This window comes from Marinobacter goseongensis (genome assembly GCF_023156235.1).
Lineage (GTDB): Bacteria > Pseudomonadota > Gammaproteobacteria > Pseudomonadales > Oleiphilaceae > Marinobacter > Marinobacter goseongensis.
Window position 1 is genome coordinate 88,179 of sequence record NZ_JAKZAI010000006.1, and the last position, 14,456, is coordinate 102,634.

The 14,456-nt window shown below is 59.1% G+C and carries 17 protein-coding genes; 11 read left to right on the top strand and 6 right to left on the bottom strand.

From position 1 onward, the window contains the following. Window positions 1-151 precede the first annotated feature (151 nt). Entirely contained in the window at window positions 152-916 is a 765-nt protein-coding gene (locus tag MLC70_RS06965) for an EAL domain-containing protein (protein ID WP_248182517.1), read from the top strand. Between the two features lie 19 nt (window positions 917-935). Then, a complete protein-coding gene (locus MLC70_RS06970; RefSeq protein WP_248182519.1) occupies window positions 936-1,292 on the top strand; it encodes a hypothetical protein in 357 nt (118 codons plus the stop codon). 8 nt (window positions 1,293-1,300) lie between these two features. Here MLC70_RS06970 and MLC70_RS06975 read toward each other — a convergent pair whose 3' ends face one another. After that, window positions 1,301-2,194 carry a LysR family transcriptional regulator gene (locus MLC70_RS06975; protein WP_248182522.1) on the bottom strand — a complete coding sequence of 298 codons (894 nt, stop codon included), beginning with the start codon at window positions 2,192-2,194 and terminating at the stop codon, window positions 1,301-1,303. 146 nt (window positions 2,195-2,340) lie between these two features. On the opposite strand from MLC70_RS06975, the gene MLC70_RS06980 reads away from it, so the two are divergent. From MLC70_RS06980 to MLC70_RS07000, 5 genes are all read left to right on the top strand, one after another. After that, complete coding sequence (locus tag MLC70_RS06980; protein ID WP_248182524.1) at window positions 2,341-3,552, top strand: acyl-CoA dehydrogenase family protein; 1,212 nt, start codon at window positions 2,341-2,343, stop codon at window positions 3,550-3,552. A gap of 172 nt (window positions 3,553-3,724) precedes the next feature. Then, window positions 3,725-4,543 carry an SDR family oxidoreductase gene (locus MLC70_RS06985; RefSeq protein ID WP_248182526.1) on the top strand — a complete coding sequence of 273 codons (819 nt, stop codon included), beginning with the start codon at window positions 3,725-3,727 and terminating at the stop codon, window positions 4,541-4,543. A 47-nt stretch (window positions 4,544-4,590) separates the two neighbouring features. Beyond that, a complete protein-coding gene (locus tag MLC70_RS06990; RefSeq protein WP_248182527.1) occupies window positions 4,591-5,655 on the top strand; it encodes a phosphotransferase family protein in 1,065 nt (354 codons plus the stop codon). Beyond that, window positions 5,655-6,344: a histidine phosphatase family protein gene (locus MLC70_RS06995; RefSeq protein WP_248182528.1), complete on the top strand. Its 690-nt coding sequence runs from the start codon at window positions 5,655-5,657 to the stop codon at window positions 6,342-6,344. Before MLC70_RS06990 ends, MLC70_RS06995 begins: the two co-directional genes overlap by 1 nt. Before the next feature lie 15 nt (window positions 6,345-6,359). Further along, entirely contained in the window at window positions 6,360-7,130 is a 771-nt protein-coding gene (locus MLC70_RS07000; protein WP_248182529.1) for an SDR family oxidoreductase, read from the top strand. A gap of 4 nt (window positions 7,131-7,134) precedes the next feature. Here MLC70_RS07000 and MLC70_RS07005 read toward each other — a convergent pair whose 3' ends face one another. After that, complete coding sequence (locus MLC70_RS07005; RefSeq protein ID WP_248182530.1) at window positions 7,135-8,055, bottom strand: DUF6279 family lipoprotein; 921 nt, start codon at window positions 8,053-8,055, stop codon at window positions 7,135-7,137. Window positions 8,056-8,186: 131 nt separating this feature from the next. Here MLC70_RS07005 and MLC70_RS07010 point away from each other — a divergent pair, with 131 nt between their 5' ends. Continuing rightward, window positions 8,187-8,459: a DUF2798 domain-containing protein gene (locus MLC70_RS07010; protein ID WP_248182531.1), complete on the top strand. Its 273-nt coding sequence runs from the start codon at window positions 8,187-8,189 to the stop codon at window positions 8,457-8,459. Between the two features lie 15 nt (window positions 8,460-8,474). On the opposite strand, the gene yfiB is transcribed toward MLC70_RS07010, so the two are convergent. From yfiB to dacB, 3 genes are all read right to left on the bottom strand, one after another. After that, on the bottom strand, window positions 8,475-9,287 hold the full coding sequence (gene yfiB, locus MLC70_RS07015) for an outer membrane lipoprotein YfiB (RefSeq protein WP_248182532.1): 813 nt from the start codon (window positions 9,285-9,287) through the stop codon (window positions 8,475-8,477). A gap of 27 nt (window positions 9,288-9,314) precedes the next feature. Beyond that, complete coding sequence (locus MLC70_RS07020; protein WP_248182533.1) at window positions 9,315-9,689, bottom strand: DUF4398 domain-containing protein; 375 nt, start codon at window positions 9,687-9,689, stop codon at window positions 9,315-9,317. A 205-nt stretch (window positions 9,690-9,894) separates the two neighbouring features. Then, window positions 9,895-11,433 carry a D-alanyl-D-alanine carboxypeptidase/D-alanyl-D-alanine endopeptidase gene (dacB, locus tag MLC70_RS07025; protein ID WP_248182535.1) on the bottom strand — a complete coding sequence of 513 codons (1,539 nt, stop codon included), beginning with the start codon at window positions 11,431-11,433 and terminating at the stop codon, window positions 9,895-9,897. Window positions 11,434-11,747: 314 nt separating this feature from the next. On the opposite strand from dacB, the gene MLC70_RS07030 reads away from it, so the two are divergent. Then, on the top strand, window positions 11,748-12,221 hold the full coding sequence (locus MLC70_RS07030) for a sterol desaturase family protein (RefSeq protein ID WP_248182538.1): 474 nt from the start codon (window positions 11,748-11,750) through the stop codon (window positions 12,219-12,221). 40 nt (window positions 12,222-12,261) lie between these two features. Further along, on the top strand, window positions 12,262-13,032 hold the full coding sequence (locus MLC70_RS07035) for a glutathione S-transferase N-terminal domain-containing protein (RefSeq protein ID WP_248182540.1): 771 nt from the start codon (window positions 12,262-12,264) through the stop codon (window positions 13,030-13,032). A gap of 54 nt (window positions 13,033-13,086) precedes the next feature. Here MLC70_RS07035 and dkgB read toward each other — a convergent pair whose 3' ends face one another. Continuing rightward, the gene (gene dkgB, locus MLC70_RS07040) at window positions 13,087-13,896 is read right to left on the bottom strand and encodes a 2,5-didehydrogluconate reductase DkgB (protein WP_248182542.1); all 810 of its coding nucleotides are present in this window, start codon (window positions 13,894-13,896) and stop codon (window positions 13,087-13,089) included. A 132-nt stretch (window positions 13,897-14,028) separates the two neighbouring features. Between dkgB and MLC70_RS07045 the strand changes: the two genes are divergently transcribed. Further along, entirely contained in the window at window positions 14,029-14,442 is a 414-nt protein-coding gene (locus tag MLC70_RS07045; protein ID WP_248182545.1) for a GFA family protein, read from the top strand. Window positions 14,443-14,456 lie beyond the last annotated feature (14 nt).

The following is a 14,456-nucleotide window of genomic DNA, read 5'->3' on the forward strand; positions in this document are numbered from 1 at the left end:
GCACTGTATGTGTCAGTGTAGTCATGTGGGTTGCGGATGCCAGAGCTTTACGTCATCGATCTTTTACCGGGACGAGCTGCGCAGCGATAGTGAAAACGGGGTAGCGTTTCCAAATGCAGTTTGCCCGGCTATGGGTAATGAAGGAGTGTCAGTGAATCAGTCAGCCATCCTGTTTGATGAGTCCCATTGTGAGCAATGTGCGTACGGCGAAGGGTTGGACTTCTCCTTCTCGTTCGCCTTCCAGCCCATTGTGGATGTCACCACCAGAACGGTCTTTGCCTATGAGGCGCTGGTGCGCGGGCGCCAGGGCGAGGGAGCTCTGAGCGTACTGCAGCGGGTCAATGAGCAGAACCGCTATTCGTTTGATCAGATCTGCCGCGTCAAAGCGGTCAAGCTGGCGGCCAAGCTCGGCATGGAGCCGAAGCTCAGTATCAATTTCATGCCCAATGCGGTCTATCAGGCGGAGTATTGCATCAGGACCACGCTGGCTGCGGCAGAAACCTACAACTTCGACACCTCCAAGATCATATTTGAAGTGATCGAGGACGAGGAACTGGTCTCGGTCGAGCATCTCGCCTCCATCATCGCGGCGTACAAGAAGATGGGGTTCAGCACGGCCATTGACGACTTCGGTGCCGGCTACTCCCGATACAACATCATGATGGCCAGTCCCCCGGATCTGTTGAAACTGGATATGGCCCTGGTGCGTAACGTTGATCACGAACCGAATAAACAGGCTGTCGTGGCCGGCATCATCACCATGATGAGCATGCTCGGTGGTAGAATCATTGCGGAAGGTGTGGAAACCGAGAACGAATACGCCTGGCTGCGGTCTCAGGGTATTGCGCTGTTTCAGGGGTATCTGTTTGCCCGCCCGGCATTCGAGGCCCTTCCAGAACCTTATTTTCCGGATTGACTGACATCGAGGTCTCATCTTGCTCTATCGTGTAATCACCGTCGTTGGCGGACTTGTCTTTGTTATCGTCCTGTTTGGTCTGATCTGGTTTTTCTGTAAGCAGTTTCTGCTGCGTCAGGGCGTGAATGAGGGGACGTCTGACCGGGCCACCGTGCTGGCCACCTGGACATTCGCCGGTATCAGTGTCGGCATGATCTTCGCGGTGGTGGGGGCGTTCGTGCTTGGGCCATTTGCTTTCTACCGAACGCTTCAGGGGCAGGATGTTACGGTGTCCGGTGGCGCGGCTATCTGGTGGGGCTTTGGTATTGTGGCCCTGTCCCTGGGCATCACCGCTGCCGGTTTCCTCGGGTTTCTGGCTCTGGTCGGCGCCTACTGAGTCATCGCCTACGCGATCTGGCTCAGCTGCTCACGGAACCAGATCAGTGCAGGCTCCCGCTCGTAGGCCTTGTGCCAGTACAGATGCACGTCCAGATCCGGCAAGTCCGCCGGTGGAGTCAGAATGCGGATGTTGGCCCGCTCCGCAATGATGCGCGCATAGGTCTCGGGCATGGTTAACAGCAGATCTGTGCTCTCGACTACGCGGCAGGCCGCGTAATAATGCTGGCAGCGCAGGCGTATGTGACGCTGAACACCCAGCCGGGACAGCTCAAAATCCTCGATGCCCGGCCCCTCCGCGCGTGACGATACCAGCACATGGCGGGCGGCAATGTACCGCTCCATAGTCATCGCCTCCTCCGCCAACGGATGATCCTTTCGTGCCAGAACCACCAGCCGATCCTTGCGAAGGCGTTCGTGGGCGGTCTGGTTACTCACGGGTAACAGCACATCCACCGCAAAATCCAGTTTCCCTGCGGCCAGTTGGGTTTCCATATCCCGCCTCGGTATGCGCTGGCTGACAATTTCCAGTTCCGGATAGTCGGCCAGCCGCTGCATCAGTTGCGGCAGGAAGGTTGATTCCAGGATATCCCGTAGCGCGAGAGAGTACGTTTTGCGCTGGCTGGCAGGGTCGAAGGCGTGAAACTGATTAACCGCGCTCTGGATCTGCGTCAGGCCCGGGCGCATGGACTCCAGAAAGCGCCGCGCCAGGGGCGTGGGAATCATCTGGTTGCCCTGACGAGTGAACAGTGGGTCGTCAAAATGATCCCGCAAGCGTGACAGGGAGTGGCTGACGGCAGGCTGCGTCAGGTGCAATGCCCGCGCTGCCCGTGTCAGGCTGCCCTCCCGATAGATGGTGTCAAAAACGTTCAGGAGATTGAGGTCCAGCCGGTTCAGTGCCATGCCGAAGGCTCCGCTGCTTGAATAAGTACTGCTTATGATAAACGATAAGAATAATTCAGTCGCGTAATAGTGATGTGGCCCCTAGACTGGGTCAATGGCAAATGACCGGTGACGCGCATCGGTGCAAAAACGACGAGGGCAGGGTTATGGATTTCAACATTTCCGAGAAAGGTCAGGATTATCTCAACCGCGTGAAGCAGTTCATGAAGGATGAGATTTTCCCGATTGAGGAACAGTACCACCGGGAACTGGCAGCCCTGGATAACCGCTGGGTTGTGTTGCCGGTGATCAAGGAACTGAAGGCAAAGGCCAAAGCCCAGGGCTTGTGGAACATGTTCTTTCCGGACGAGAAAAATGGCTGTGGCCTGCTCAACTCCGACTACGCCCTGATTGCCGAGGAAACCGGGCGCAGCTTCATCGCGCCGGAAATCTTCAACTGCAACGCGCCGGACACCGGCAATATGGAAGTACTGATCCACTACGGTTCCGAGGAACAGAAAGCTGAGTGGCTGCCGCGCCTGCAAAGCGGCGAGATCCGTTCCGCATTCTGTATGACCGAGCCAGCCGTGGCCTCGTCTGACGCCACGAATATGGAAGCCACCGCGGTGGTGGAGGGCGACGAAGTCGTGCTCAATGGCCGCAAATGGTGGAGCACGGGCATCGGCCACCCCGACTGCAAAGTCGCGATCTTCATGGGGCTGACCGACCCGGATGCCCACAAGCACCGCCGCCATTCCATGGTGCTGGTGCCGCTGGATACCCCGGGAGTGAACATCGAACGCATGTTGCCGGTGTTTGGTGCCTACGATGAGCCCTATGGCCACGGCGTTGTCGCGTTCGAGAACGTGCGCCTGCCGAAGAGCGCCTTCATCGCCGGCCCCGGCCGTGGTTTTGAGATCGCCCAGGGACGTCTGGGCCCAGGCCGCGTGCACCATTGCATGCGGGCCATCGGTGCGGCAGAGCGCACACTGGAGTTGCTGATCAAGCGGGCCACTACTCGTGAGGCCTTCGGGCGGCCAATCGCCAAGCTGGGCGGCAATCCGGATATCATCGCCAATGCCCGTATGGCTATTGAGCAGGCCCGCCTGCTGACTCTGAAATGCGCTTGGGCACTGGATACCAAGGGTATCATGGGGGCGCTTCAGGAAGTCTCCATGATCAAGGCGGTGATTCCGTCCATGCTGCAAACGATTGTGGATCAGGCCATTCAGATTCACGGTGGGGCCGGGGTCAGTGATGACGACTTCCCGCTGACGCAGTTGTTCGCCTATGCTCGTGTGTTACGCCTGGCTGACGGGCCTGACGAGGTACACCGGGCGATGGTGGCCAGGCTCGAATTGAGAAAGTATAAGAACTGATAGTTCGGTGGCAGAGCGGGCGGCGCTGGCCTTCTGAAACACGCTGTGAATACGTCCATGTACGCTTGGCTTCGCCATCCATGGCTCCGCACAGTTTCAGAAGGCCAGCCCCGCCCACTCTCGTATACCTCCGAGTTAAGCTGACTAAACATCCAATACAACGGGAATCACCATGACACAAAGAGTATTTATCACGGGTGGCGCGAGCGGGCTGGGCCGTGCCATCGCACTGCGTTACGCCAAAGAAGGCGCCAAGGTCTGCATCGGCGACATTAACCCGGAGCAGGGCGTTGGCGTTGAGAAAGAGATTAACGCGGCGGGCGGCGAAGGCTACTTTGTGGAGTGTGATGTCCGCAGGCTGACCGATTTCGAGAAAGTCCGGGATGATCTGGTCAAGAAGTGGGGCGGTGTCGATGTGGTCGTGAATAACGCCGGCGTGGCATCGGCGGGGTCGATTGAAGACACCACCATGGCGGACTGGGAATGGATCCTCGATATCAACGTGCTGGGCGTGGTGCGTGGCTGCAAGGCGTTCACGCCCCAGTTCAAGCAGCAGGGTTCCGGCGCGTTTGTGAACGTGGCGTCGATGGCGGGGCTGATGCTGGCGCCGTTGATGGACAGCTACAATGTGACCAAGGCTGGCGTCATCGCTTTGTCTGAGACCCTGAGCCAGGAGCTGCGGGACGCCGGGATTCATGTGAGCTGTGTGTGCCCGGCATTCTTCCAGACCAATCTGACCAGCAGCATGCGCTCAGATATCCCCGGCATTCAGCAGAACGTGAACAAGCTAATGAAGCGCTCCACGATCACGGCTGAAGATGTTGCCGAGGATATTTTTCGCGCCGTTAAAGACAAGAATTTCTGGGTGCTGCCCCACGCCAAGGAACGTCGCATGTGGATGGTTAAACGCCACGCGCCCTGGGCCTTTGACTGGCTGATGCACCAGGAAAGCAAGCGCTGGATGAACAAGATGGGTGGCGGAAAAGCCTGATCGTGCTGCCGCTGACCGAGATTGAAAAGCTGACAGGAGAATCCTGAATGACCCAGATTGACCAGGCCGTGGACATTCGCGAAGGCGAGGAACTGGACGCCAGCGTTGTTGACCGCTTCATGAAGCAGGCCATTCCGGATCTGCAGGGTGAGCCCGCTATCCGCCAGTACCCCGGTGGCGCCTCCAACCTGACCTATCAGGTGGATTACGGTGACCGTTCCTTTGTGCTGCGGCGGCCGCCGTTTGGCAAGATCGCCAAGTCCGCCCACGACATGCTCCGCGAAGCCAAGGTGATGCGAGCGCTGAAGCCGGTCTACCCGTATGTGCCCGACATCATCGCCATCTGTGATGACCACGCTGTGCTGGGCTGCGATTTCTACGTAATGGAACGGCTCAAGGGCATTATTCTGCGCCAGGATTTTCCCAAGGATTTCGAGCTCAGTGAGGCAGACACTCGCAAGCTTTGTCTGAACGTGATCGACAAACTGGTTGACCTGCACACCGTGGACGCCGCCGCGGCAGGCCTCGACAAGCTGGGCAAGGGTGCCGGTTATGTCCAGCGCCAGATCGGCGGCTGGAGCGACCGCTTCCGCAAGGCCCGCACCGACGATGTCGGGGATTTCGAAGCGGTGATGAGCTGGCTCAATGACAAGATGCCGCAAGACATCGCCCAGGTGGTCATCCACAACGACTTCCGTTTCGACAACGTGGTGCTGAACCCGGACAACCCGTTTGAAGTGATTGGCGTACTGGACTGGGAGATGGCCACCATCGGCGACCCGCTGATGGATCTGGGTAACAGCCTTGCGTACTGGATCGAGGCGGACGACGATGGCCCGTTCCAGATGCTGCGGCGCCAACCCACCCACCGGCCAGGCATGCTGACCCGCAAGGAGGTGGTGGAGTACTACATGGACAAGTCCGGCTTCCGGGTCGACAACTTCGACTTCTATGAGATCTACGGCCTGTTCCGTCTCGCGGTGATCGTCCAGCAGATCTATTACCGCTTCTTTCACGGCCAGACCAAAGACAAGCGCTTTGCCGCGTTCGGTCACGCCGTCAATTACCTGGAAAAACGCTGCCAGCGTCTGATCACAGAGAGCTCTCTTTAATGGCGACGATTTATCTGATTCGTCACGGCCAGGCCAGTTTCGGTAAGGAGAATTACGACCAGCTTTCGCCCCGCGGATGGGAGCAGGGGCGGGTGCTGGGCCGCTGGCTGGCAGGCAAGGTACAGCCCAATGCAGTGTTTGGCGGCAATATGGAGCGCCACCGGGAAACGGTAGAGGCCATCGCCAGCGGTTTCGGTGACGCGCTGCCCGATATGCAGGCTGTTGAGGGTCTGAACGAGTTCGATCACATGCAGGTGGTTGAGCGTCTTCGCCCGGAGTGGGCGGACCGCCAGCGCATGGCTTCAGACCTGGCGGCGTTCCCGAAACCGGCGCGGGCGTTCCAGCAGGCCTTCGAGAAAGCCATGGCGCGATGGGTCGGCGGTGAGTTTGACAGCGATTACACCGAAACCTGGCCGGCGTTCCGTGCGCGGGTGATTGCCGCCCTGGACGCGCTGATCGAATACGCCGATGGTGGCGATACGCTGGTCTCCACGTCCGGCGGCCCCATCGCGGTGATTGCCCAGCACCTGCTTGAACTGAGCGACCAGAAAGCGCTGGAGATGAACAACGTCATCGCCAATACCAGCGTGTCCCGGGTTCTGCACTCCGGTCCTCGTCGCAATCTGGCGGTGTTCAACAACTACAGCCACCTGGAAGCGGAAGACCCCGCCCTGGTGACCTTCCGATAACGTATTGAGGTGACTATGAGCAACCAAGACCTGTTTGACCTGAGCGGCAAAGTGGCGCTGATTACCGGTGCCAGCCGCGGCATTGGCGAAAGCATTGCCCGCACCCTGGCGGCATACGGCGCCCACGTCATCTGCAGCAGCCGCAAGATTGACGGCTGTGAAGCCGTCGCCAGCAGTATCCGCGCGGCCGGTGGCAGTGCCGAAGCCTATGCTTGCCACATCGGTGAGATGGATCAGATTGAAGAGATCTGGGCACACATCGAGAAAGCCCATGGCAAGCTGGACGTTCTCGTCAATAACGCTGCCGCTAACCCCTATTTCGGCCCGGTAGAAGACACCGATATTGGGGCTTTCCACAAAACCGTGGACGTCAACATTCGCGGCTATTTCTTCATGTGTGCCCGTGGCGCGCAACTGATGAAGAAAAACGGCGGGGGTTCCATCGTCAACGTGGCGTCGGTCAATGGCGTTAACCCGGGCCATTTCCAGGGGATCTACTCAGTGACCAAGGCCGCCGTGATTTCCATGACCAAGTCGTTCGCGATGGAGTTGGGGCAGCAGAAGATCCGTGTCAATGCGTTGCTGCCCGGCCTGACCGACACCAAATTCGCCAGCGCCCTGACCACCAACGACGCCATCAAGAAGCAGGCCATGGCCCATATTCCCATGAAGCGGGTGGCCGATCCCAGTGAAATGGCCGGTACCGTGCTGTATCTGGCGTCCGGCGCATCCAGCTACACCACCGGTGCGTGCATCAACGCTGACGGCGGTTATCTGACCATTTAACCGGTCAGCTTCCGGCGACTTCGGGTTCCGGCGCACAGCTCAGGATTTCGAAGTCGCCGTTCAGTTCCTCTGCTCGGCCCTGCAGGTGAGCAAGGGTCGTGCGGTCGCCGGCCTGGATCAGCTCATGCATCAGGTCTGCCATGGCGACACGGCTCTCACGCATCATGGTTTGGTAGGCCTCGCCCCGTACCTCCTCTGAATTCAGAATCAGTACTTCCAGTTGCTGTGGAAATGTCGGTTCAGACCGATCCTCCAGCAAGTCCAGCAGCGCGAGTTGCCAGTTCCGGCGGCCCTGCAGCCAGATCTCGGTTTGTGCTCCCCGGCTGGCGGACCAGTCCCGCACGATGTTGTGCTGTTCTTCATTCAGGTCGCCCAGCCACCGTTCCACCCGTTCGGCGGTCCGTTTCGCCCGAGCTGCGGCGGTAGCCTGTGGGGAATCGGCAAGAAACTCCTGCTCCATGTCCTGCTGACTCTCTTGCATATTGGCGGCAAGCTCCCGGACCTGTTCATCGCTCAGGCTCGAAAGCAAGTTGACGGCCACCGGCGTGGCCTGCTCCAGCAGGCTGGGGAAGAAATCGAATAACTGGTTCTGGTGGTAGGTTACGGTGGTCTCGCTCGGTGGGCCGTCGGAGACATCCGCCTCCAGCTCGTCGAGCCAGGCGCGGTAGCGGGGCAGTTCTGCACTGCAGTGCCATTGCCTCAGGGTCTCGATATCGCGGTTGAGCTGCTGCTTCTGGTCGCCGGTGAGGGTAACGTAGTCTTCCACCCACCAGACGATGCCCCAGTCGGCGTAGCGGTAAGCCAGTTTGGTGGAGCTGCAGCCGGCGATCAAAATAACGACCAGAAGCGCCAGTAAAGTGCGTGTTGTGAGGGAACACTGGAAGATGCGCTGCACGCTGGGAAGGGTCAGGTGTCGGAAGTTCATAGCATGCCTGGGTCGGTAAAAAGTCGTATCGAATAAAGATTGCAAGCTCACTAGTATGTGAGGTCGTACTTTCTTTATTTACGATATGCCGGCGTTAACAGATGTGATCGCAGGCTTTCCCAGGAGCCATCATGCCTCGTGTTAAACCTGCCCGTATCCGCCAGCTTGTCTTCGGCTTTTATATGTCTGGCATGATGTCACTGCTGATGTCTGCCGTCATCACCTTTATCAACACCGGTGTCGACGCCGGCTTTGCCGGGCGCTGGGCTGCGGCCTTTCTTGTCGCATGGGCCGTTGCCTTTCCGCTGGTGACCTTTATCGCGCCAGTGGCAGCCAAGCTGACGGCACTCAGTACACGGCGACTCGACCGTGTCGGCGGGCAGGCCCACGGTCCTGAACCGTGAGCCTGTGATCAGCCTTTACATTCGACCTTCGATGTTACCGTTTTCGTCGGAAATCACGATTTCCACACGGCGGTTCTGTTGGCGCCCGGAGGACGTGTCGTTGCTGGCGACCGGGTATTCTTCGCCGTAGCCGTACGTTTCCACCCGGTTGCGGCTGATCCCCATGTCCACCAGAGCATCACGGACCGCTTCGGCTCTGCGCTCGGACAGTCCCTGGTTGTAGGACGCTTCGCCCGTGCTGTCGGTGTAGCCTTCTACGCGAACGCGACGCTCTTCATACTCCGACATAAAGTCTGCCAGGCGCGAAATGGTCTGCTCGCCGGCCGGCTTGAGGTCGGCCTTGTTGAGGTCAAACAGCACGTCCCCGAGGGTCAGGACCATACCACGGTCTGTCTGCTCCGCTTCCATTTCCTCCATGCGGGCACGAAGCATTTCTGCTTCCCGCCTTGCCTGTTCAGCCGCGGTGGAACTCATCTCCAGTTCCAGCTCCTTGCGGCGCGCCTCGGCTGATTGAATCTCTTCCTGCAGTTGTGCGCGACGGCCCTGCTCACGGGCAATCTCGCCGTGCCGCTTGGCAAGGTATGCCGCGTGTTCCACCGCAATGGTCTCTTCACCCTCTTCCAGAAGATTCTCGGCGCGGGCCAAATGATCTCTTGCGTTCCTGAGCTGGCGGTCGCCGCTGCGAGCGACATTGGGGTCGTTGCGAATTTCCTCGTAGATGCCGCGAGCCTCGCTCACCTTGTCATTCTCCGGCGGTGTGCTTGCGCAGCCGGCCATGAAGACAGAAAAGCCCACAGCCATACTGAGAGTCATGTTGCGCTTGTTCATAACAATCTCCTTTATCCGGTGCGGCCTTTACTGGCGGTCTTCGATGCGCTGGCGGAGTGCATCAATATTCCGGTTGATCTCTTCCACCGCCTGTTCTGCCTTGGCAGTGTTGGCACGGGCGCCCGACAGTTGGGCATCCACATCGGCCTGTTCCAGAAGTCGCTCCGCGTCCAGATATTCCTCGCGCTCAATCAGCTCTTCCGCGTCTGCGATCTTGTTCTGGGCCTGGTTAAGCAGCACCGGTTCGTAATCCCGGGCGTCCGAGGACACAGCCTGTTGCACCGAGGTTTCAGCAGCCCGCAATTCACTTTCGGGTGGCTCGCCTGAGCTGGCGCAGCCGCCCAGCACAATCATGGCGCACAGGACACCGGCGGTGCCTGCCTTCGAAGTATGCTTGTTCATGCACTATCTCCTTCCAGTGATGGGCAGTGACTGAGCGCTGCCGGAACGGTAGCCACCCTCTGGTACAGCTACGATCCAGAATCGACGGGTGACTCAGATGACTTACTTCACAGGAGCACACTACGAATAAGCGTAGCACCCGGTTTCGTAACGCACATGAAGGATTGGCAAGAAAATTGAAAGGAACCCGGCGGTTGCGCCGGGCTTATTGAATGTTGGTGTTGCCTTTGGCGCGGGACAGGGTAGTGCCGACCGGCGGACGGTGATGCAGAGAGTACAGAACGCGATCAAGAACGGCCTGGCCATTCCATGCCGGGTCGGTATTGACAATGCCAACGACAGCCCAGGTGGTGTTGCTGGCGTCGCGGGTGAAGCCGGCAATGGAACGGACATTTTCGAGATAGCCAGTCTTGATTCGCCCCTGGCCATCCATACCGACATTGCGCAGCCGCCGCGCCATGGTGCCATCCATCGCGATCAACGGCATTGAAGCCATCAGGTCGGCGGAGAACGGGCTGTTCCACGCATGCTGCAGAATCTGGGCGCCCTGGCGAGCGGTGATGCGACCGTGGCGGGTCAGGCCCGCGCCGTTATCGATGACCATGCCGGCGGTGTTAACGCCTTTGTTCTCCAGCCAGTCGTAGATCACGCGGATGCCGGCGGCGCGGTCATCATTTTCGCCTTCCGCCCGATGTTCGGCGCCCAGGGTCAGCAGTAACTGACGGGCCATGACGTTACTGCTCCACTTGTTGATATCCCGCACCATGGTGACCAGATCGGGAGAGGTGGTGCGTAACATCAAACGGGCATCCTCGGGCGTCTGGCCGCTGAGGTTGTCACCCGACACCGAGATGCCCATTTCCGACAGCAGCGAGCGTACCAGAGATGCTGAATATTGCTCATGGGGCAGCAGCGAGAAGTAGGCGGTGGTACGGCAGCCCTGTGGCAGCTCCCCGGTGACCCGCACGGTGACGCGCTGATCGGCATGGAACACCGGCTCCCAGGTGAACCCGCGGCGGGACGGGCAGGGCCCTTCGGCAACGGCGGTGACACGGTTATCAATCACCACGTCCGGGAGCGCCGGCGTACTCCAGGCCTGGGTGCCGCGTTCGTCTGCACGAACCTGGAAGTGCAGCAGGTTCAGGTTGGTCAGGAAGGCTGACGGCTCCACCAGAAAGGGCGCATAGGGGTTGTTGCCGTTGTCATCAAAGGCCGGCAGCCCGCCGGCGATTTCGAAGTACCTGCCATCGAGTACAAGGTTGCCATCTATTTCGGTGACACCCATGCCACGGAGCTCGCGCAGGGTGCTCCATAACCGCTCGATGGTAAGCTTCGGGTCGCCACCGAACTTGACGTAGAAATTCCCGTCCAGGGTGTTGCCCGACAGGACACCGTCGGTGTAGAAGTCGGTATTCCAGTGATGGGTCGGCCCGAGAATTTCCAGGCTGGCGTAGGTTGTGACCAGCTTCATAATGGAGCCGGGACTCATCAGGGCATCGGCGTTGATGTACTGGTCGATACCGGGGCCATTGAGGGGAACAGCCGCAACACTCAACGCTTCGTCATTGCGGAGTGATTCAGAGGCGAAATCCCGTACCTGATTGCTCCAGGTTTTGGCGCTGGCGGTGTTTGAGTCATCACCCGTGGCAGACAACGGATTACCCACCAGGGCAAGGGCGAGGGCACCTGCCAGCGGAAAACGAGAGACTGATTTTCGGAAGTGGAAAGTCGCCGAACGTCGCATGGCCGGACCCGTTATGAGTTATGCCATTACAATAGCCCAAATTCGTCGTGCGTACTATGTGGAAAAGCTCTACATGACGTTAATAAATGCCAGTAGTGTCATTGTTTATACAGCACTTTTGTGACCCCATGTAAGTAGTGTTTGGAATCAGCAAGTTAGGTGAACCAAACGTAATCAGGGTGCTGTCAATGACTCTGCGTTCAATTTTAAGCGGCTTTCACCGGCTGTGGGGTCATGGAATCCGGTCGTCAAAACGCGTCTCCTAGAACTATGGCCATCAATGGTTCCTGAAAACAATGAGATGGGAGGCTGCCATGATAGGAATACCGCTGGGTTTGATCACCGCCAATGCCGTTGAGTGGGTGTTTCACAAGCACGTGCTTCACGATATGGGGCGGGATCGCAACAGTTTCTGGGCGTTTCACTGGCACGACCACCACCGCAGCGTTCGCAAGAACGGGTTTCTGGATGAGGATTACCGGCAACCGCCACTCACCTGGAACGCCCAGACCAAAGAGGTAGCGGCCCTGTTTGCCGGTGCGGCGGCGGTCACGCCCCTGATGCCGGTTGCGCCATTCTTTGTGGGGACTCTGTATTATTGTGCCTGGAACTACTACCGTGTGCACAAGAAATCCCACCTGGATCCGGAGTGGGCTCGTGATCATCTGCCCTGGCATTACGATCATCACATGGGCCCGAATCCCAACGCCAACTGGTGCGTGACAAAACCCTGGTTTGATCACCTGATGGGCACCCGTGAGCCCATGCAGAATCGCAGGCCTGCGTAATAAGAGGGCCACTTTCTTTCATCGTCAGTAAGGTTGTTTCATGCCCAATATGTTGCTTCACAATGTGAATGTTCTCGGCTCGGTTGCCACCTCCTCGCTCACCGCCTGGCGCGGATGTCTGGTGGTCCGGTCTGTTGCTCAGCCGGAAAAGCCCCTGGTGCTCTACGACATGGAAGCCTGCCCCTATTGCCGCCGGGTGCGGGAGGCGCTGACGGCGTTGAATCTCGACGTGGACATTCGTCCCTGCCCGAAGGGAGGTCGCCGGTTCCGCCCGGAAGCCGAGGCGATGGGTGGTAAGCAGCAGTACCCCCTGCTGGTGGACAACAACACCGGCAAGGTTCTGTACGAATCGACCGCCATTGTGGAATACCTGTTCCGTGAATACGCCGGCCGGCCAGTGCCGCGCTTCTACAGTGCCAGGGCCCATCAGGGCGCTCTTGGATCGATCGCCTCGGCCACCAGTGGGCTTCGCGGTTTGAGGGCAGAGGCCGCCCGGGCGCCGGCGCAGCCGCTGCACCTGTGGAGCTTCGAGGGCAGCCCCTTTTCACGCTTGGTGCGGGAAAAGCTGTGCGAGTTGGAGATACCCTACACGCTGCACAATCTGGGCAAAGAGCACTGGACAGAAATCGGTCCTGCCAAACAACGGATCAAGCCCGGACCCTACCGGCCGATTCCCGGTGGCAAGCGGGATGTCTTCTTTCAGCAGCATCAACGAGTGCAGGTTCCGTACCTGGAAGATCCCAATACCGACGCGAGCCTGTTCGAGTCGTCACGCATTCTTGACTATCTGGCCCGCACCTACGCGGGCTGAGCCCATGGCCGCTCGGCCTGCCACAAAGGGGCCGGGCGGCCTGCTCGCAGGCGCTCAGTCCCAGTGCGGGGCAAAGCCCGGATTGGCAATACGCTCACCCCGGTTCAGGGCATCAATGGCCGCCATGTCCTCGGTGCTCAGACTGATGTTCAGTGCGTCCAGATTGGCTTTCTGGTGATTGGAGCGGGTTGAGGAGGGAATAGGCACCACGCCCCGTGCAACAACCCAGGCGATGGCAATCTGCGCCGGCGACGCATTGTGATCCCTGCCGATACGGATCAGGGTTTCATCTTCCATCACTTTGCCCACGGCCAGTGGCATGTAGCCGGTGACCGGAATGCCCAGCTCCCGGGCGTGATCCACCACTTTACGGTTGCTCAGAAACGGGTGCACCTCCACCTGGTTGGTAAACAGGGCGCCGTCGCCCAGAATGTCCCTGGCCTGATCCATTTGCGCGCAGGTGAAGTTGGAAATACCGATGTGCTCCGCCAGCCCCTCGCGCTGGGCGTCTCGCAGCGCGCCAAGGTATTCGGCCATGGGCACCTGATCGTCCGGCGACGGCCAGTGGATCAGGGCAAGGTCCACATGATCGGTTTTCAGCCTTGCCAGGCTACTGTGGAGGCTGTTGATCAGATCGCTGGCGTGCAGTTTGTCGTGCCAGATCTTGGTGGTCAGAAAGACTTCGCGGCGGGGAATGCCGCTGGACACAACGCCGTCACCCACCTCTGCTTCGTTCTCGTACATCTGGGCGGTATCAATGTGACGGTAACCGAGGGACAAGGCACTTTTTACAGCGTCTCTGGCGTCGTTGCCTTTCAGGCGAAAGGTGCCCATGCCGATTTTCGGAAGTGCATTGAATGACATGATGTCCTCCTGTGCGAAATCTGTGGTTGTAATGTGGTGTCCGCGTGCTGGTTCTTCAAGTGGGCCGCAGGTATCATGGCGACCGTTCAACCGGGCCCGCCATCACGGCGGCGCGAAACGAAGGGGTAAATCATGCTGACCGGCCAGTGTCTCTGTGGCGACATCACCTTTGAATACGAAGGCCCGTTGGGTCCTATCGCTCTGTGTCATTGCAGCCAGTGTCGCCGCGCCCACGGCAGTGCGTTTTCCGCCAGCGCTCCGGTCCAGAAAGTTCGCTTCCGTTTTCTGAGCGGCGAGGACCGGATACAGGAATACGAGTCCCGCCCCGGCAAGTATCGAGCGTTCTGCAGTCGCTGTGGCAGCCATCTTTACAGCCGCCTTGACGCCATCCCGGGTGTCCTGCGCCTGCGTGTTGGTGTGATCAACGAACCCCTGGGTAAATCACCCGCCCAGCACGTCTACGTGGGTTCCAGATCTGACTGGTTCGAGATCACCGATGCCATTCCCCAGTTCGAGAAAACCTCAAGAACCAACGACCCGAACTGATACCCGGTGGTGAA

Bases quoted from the DNA above. Each gene is read 5' to 3' on its own strand.
- MLC70_RS06975 (WP_248182522.1), bottom strand. From the start codon at position 2,194: ATGGCACTGAACCGGCTGGACCTCAATCTCCTGAACGTTTTTGACACC.
- MLC70_RS06980 (WP_248182524.1), top strand. From the start codon at position 2,341: ATGGATTTCAACATTTCCGAGAAAGGTCAGGATTATCTCAACCGCGTG.
- MLC70_RS06985 (WP_248182526.1), top strand. From the start codon at position 3,725: ATGACACAAAGAGTATTTATCACGGGTGGCGCGAGCGGGCTGGGCCGT.
- MLC70_RS06990 (WP_248182527.1), top strand. From the start codon at position 4,591: ATGACCCAGATTGACCAGGCCGTGGACATTCGCGAAGGCGAGGAACTG.
- MLC70_RS06995 (WP_248182528.1), top strand. From the start codon at position 5,655: ATGGCGACGATTTATCTGATTCGTCACGGCCAGGCCAGTTTCGGTAAG.
- MLC70_RS07000 (WP_248182529.1), top strand. From the start codon at position 6,360: ATGAGCAACCAAGACCTGTTTGACCTGAGCGGCAAAGTGGCGCTGATT.
- MLC70_RS07005 (WP_248182530.1), bottom strand. From the start codon at position 8,055: ATGAACTTCCGACACCTGACCCTTCCCAGCGTGCAGCGCATCTTCCAG.
- MLC70_RS07010 (WP_248182531.1), top strand. From the start codon at position 8,187: ATGCCTCGTGTTAAACCTGCCCGTATCCGCCAGCTTGTCTTCGGCTTT.
- yfiB (WP_248182532.1), bottom strand. From the start codon at position 9,287: ATGAACAAGCGCAACATGACTCTCAGTATGGCTGTGGGCTTTTCTGTC.
- MLC70_RS07020 (WP_248182533.1), bottom strand. From the start codon at position 9,689: ATGAACAAGCATACTTCGAAGGCAGGCACCGCCGGTGTCCTGTGCGCC.
- dacB (WP_248182535.1), bottom strand. From the start codon at position 11,433: ATGCGACGTTCGGCGACTTTCCACTTCCGAAAATCAGTCTCTCGTTTT.
- MLC70_RS07030 (WP_248182538.1), top strand. From the start codon at position 11,748: ATGATAGGAATACCGCTGGGTTTGATCACCGCCAATGCCGTTGAGTGG.
- MLC70_RS07035 (WP_248182540.1), top strand. From the start codon at position 12,262: ATGCCCAATATGTTGCTTCACAATGTGAATGTTCTCGGCTCGGTTGCC.
- dkgB (WP_248182542.1), bottom strand. From the start codon at position 13,896: ATGTCATTCAATGCACTTCCGAAAATCGGCATGGGCACCTTTCGCCTG.
- MLC70_RS07045 (WP_248182545.1), top strand. From the start codon at position 14,029: ATGCTGACCGGCCAGTGTCTCTGTGGCGACATCACCTTTGAATACGAA.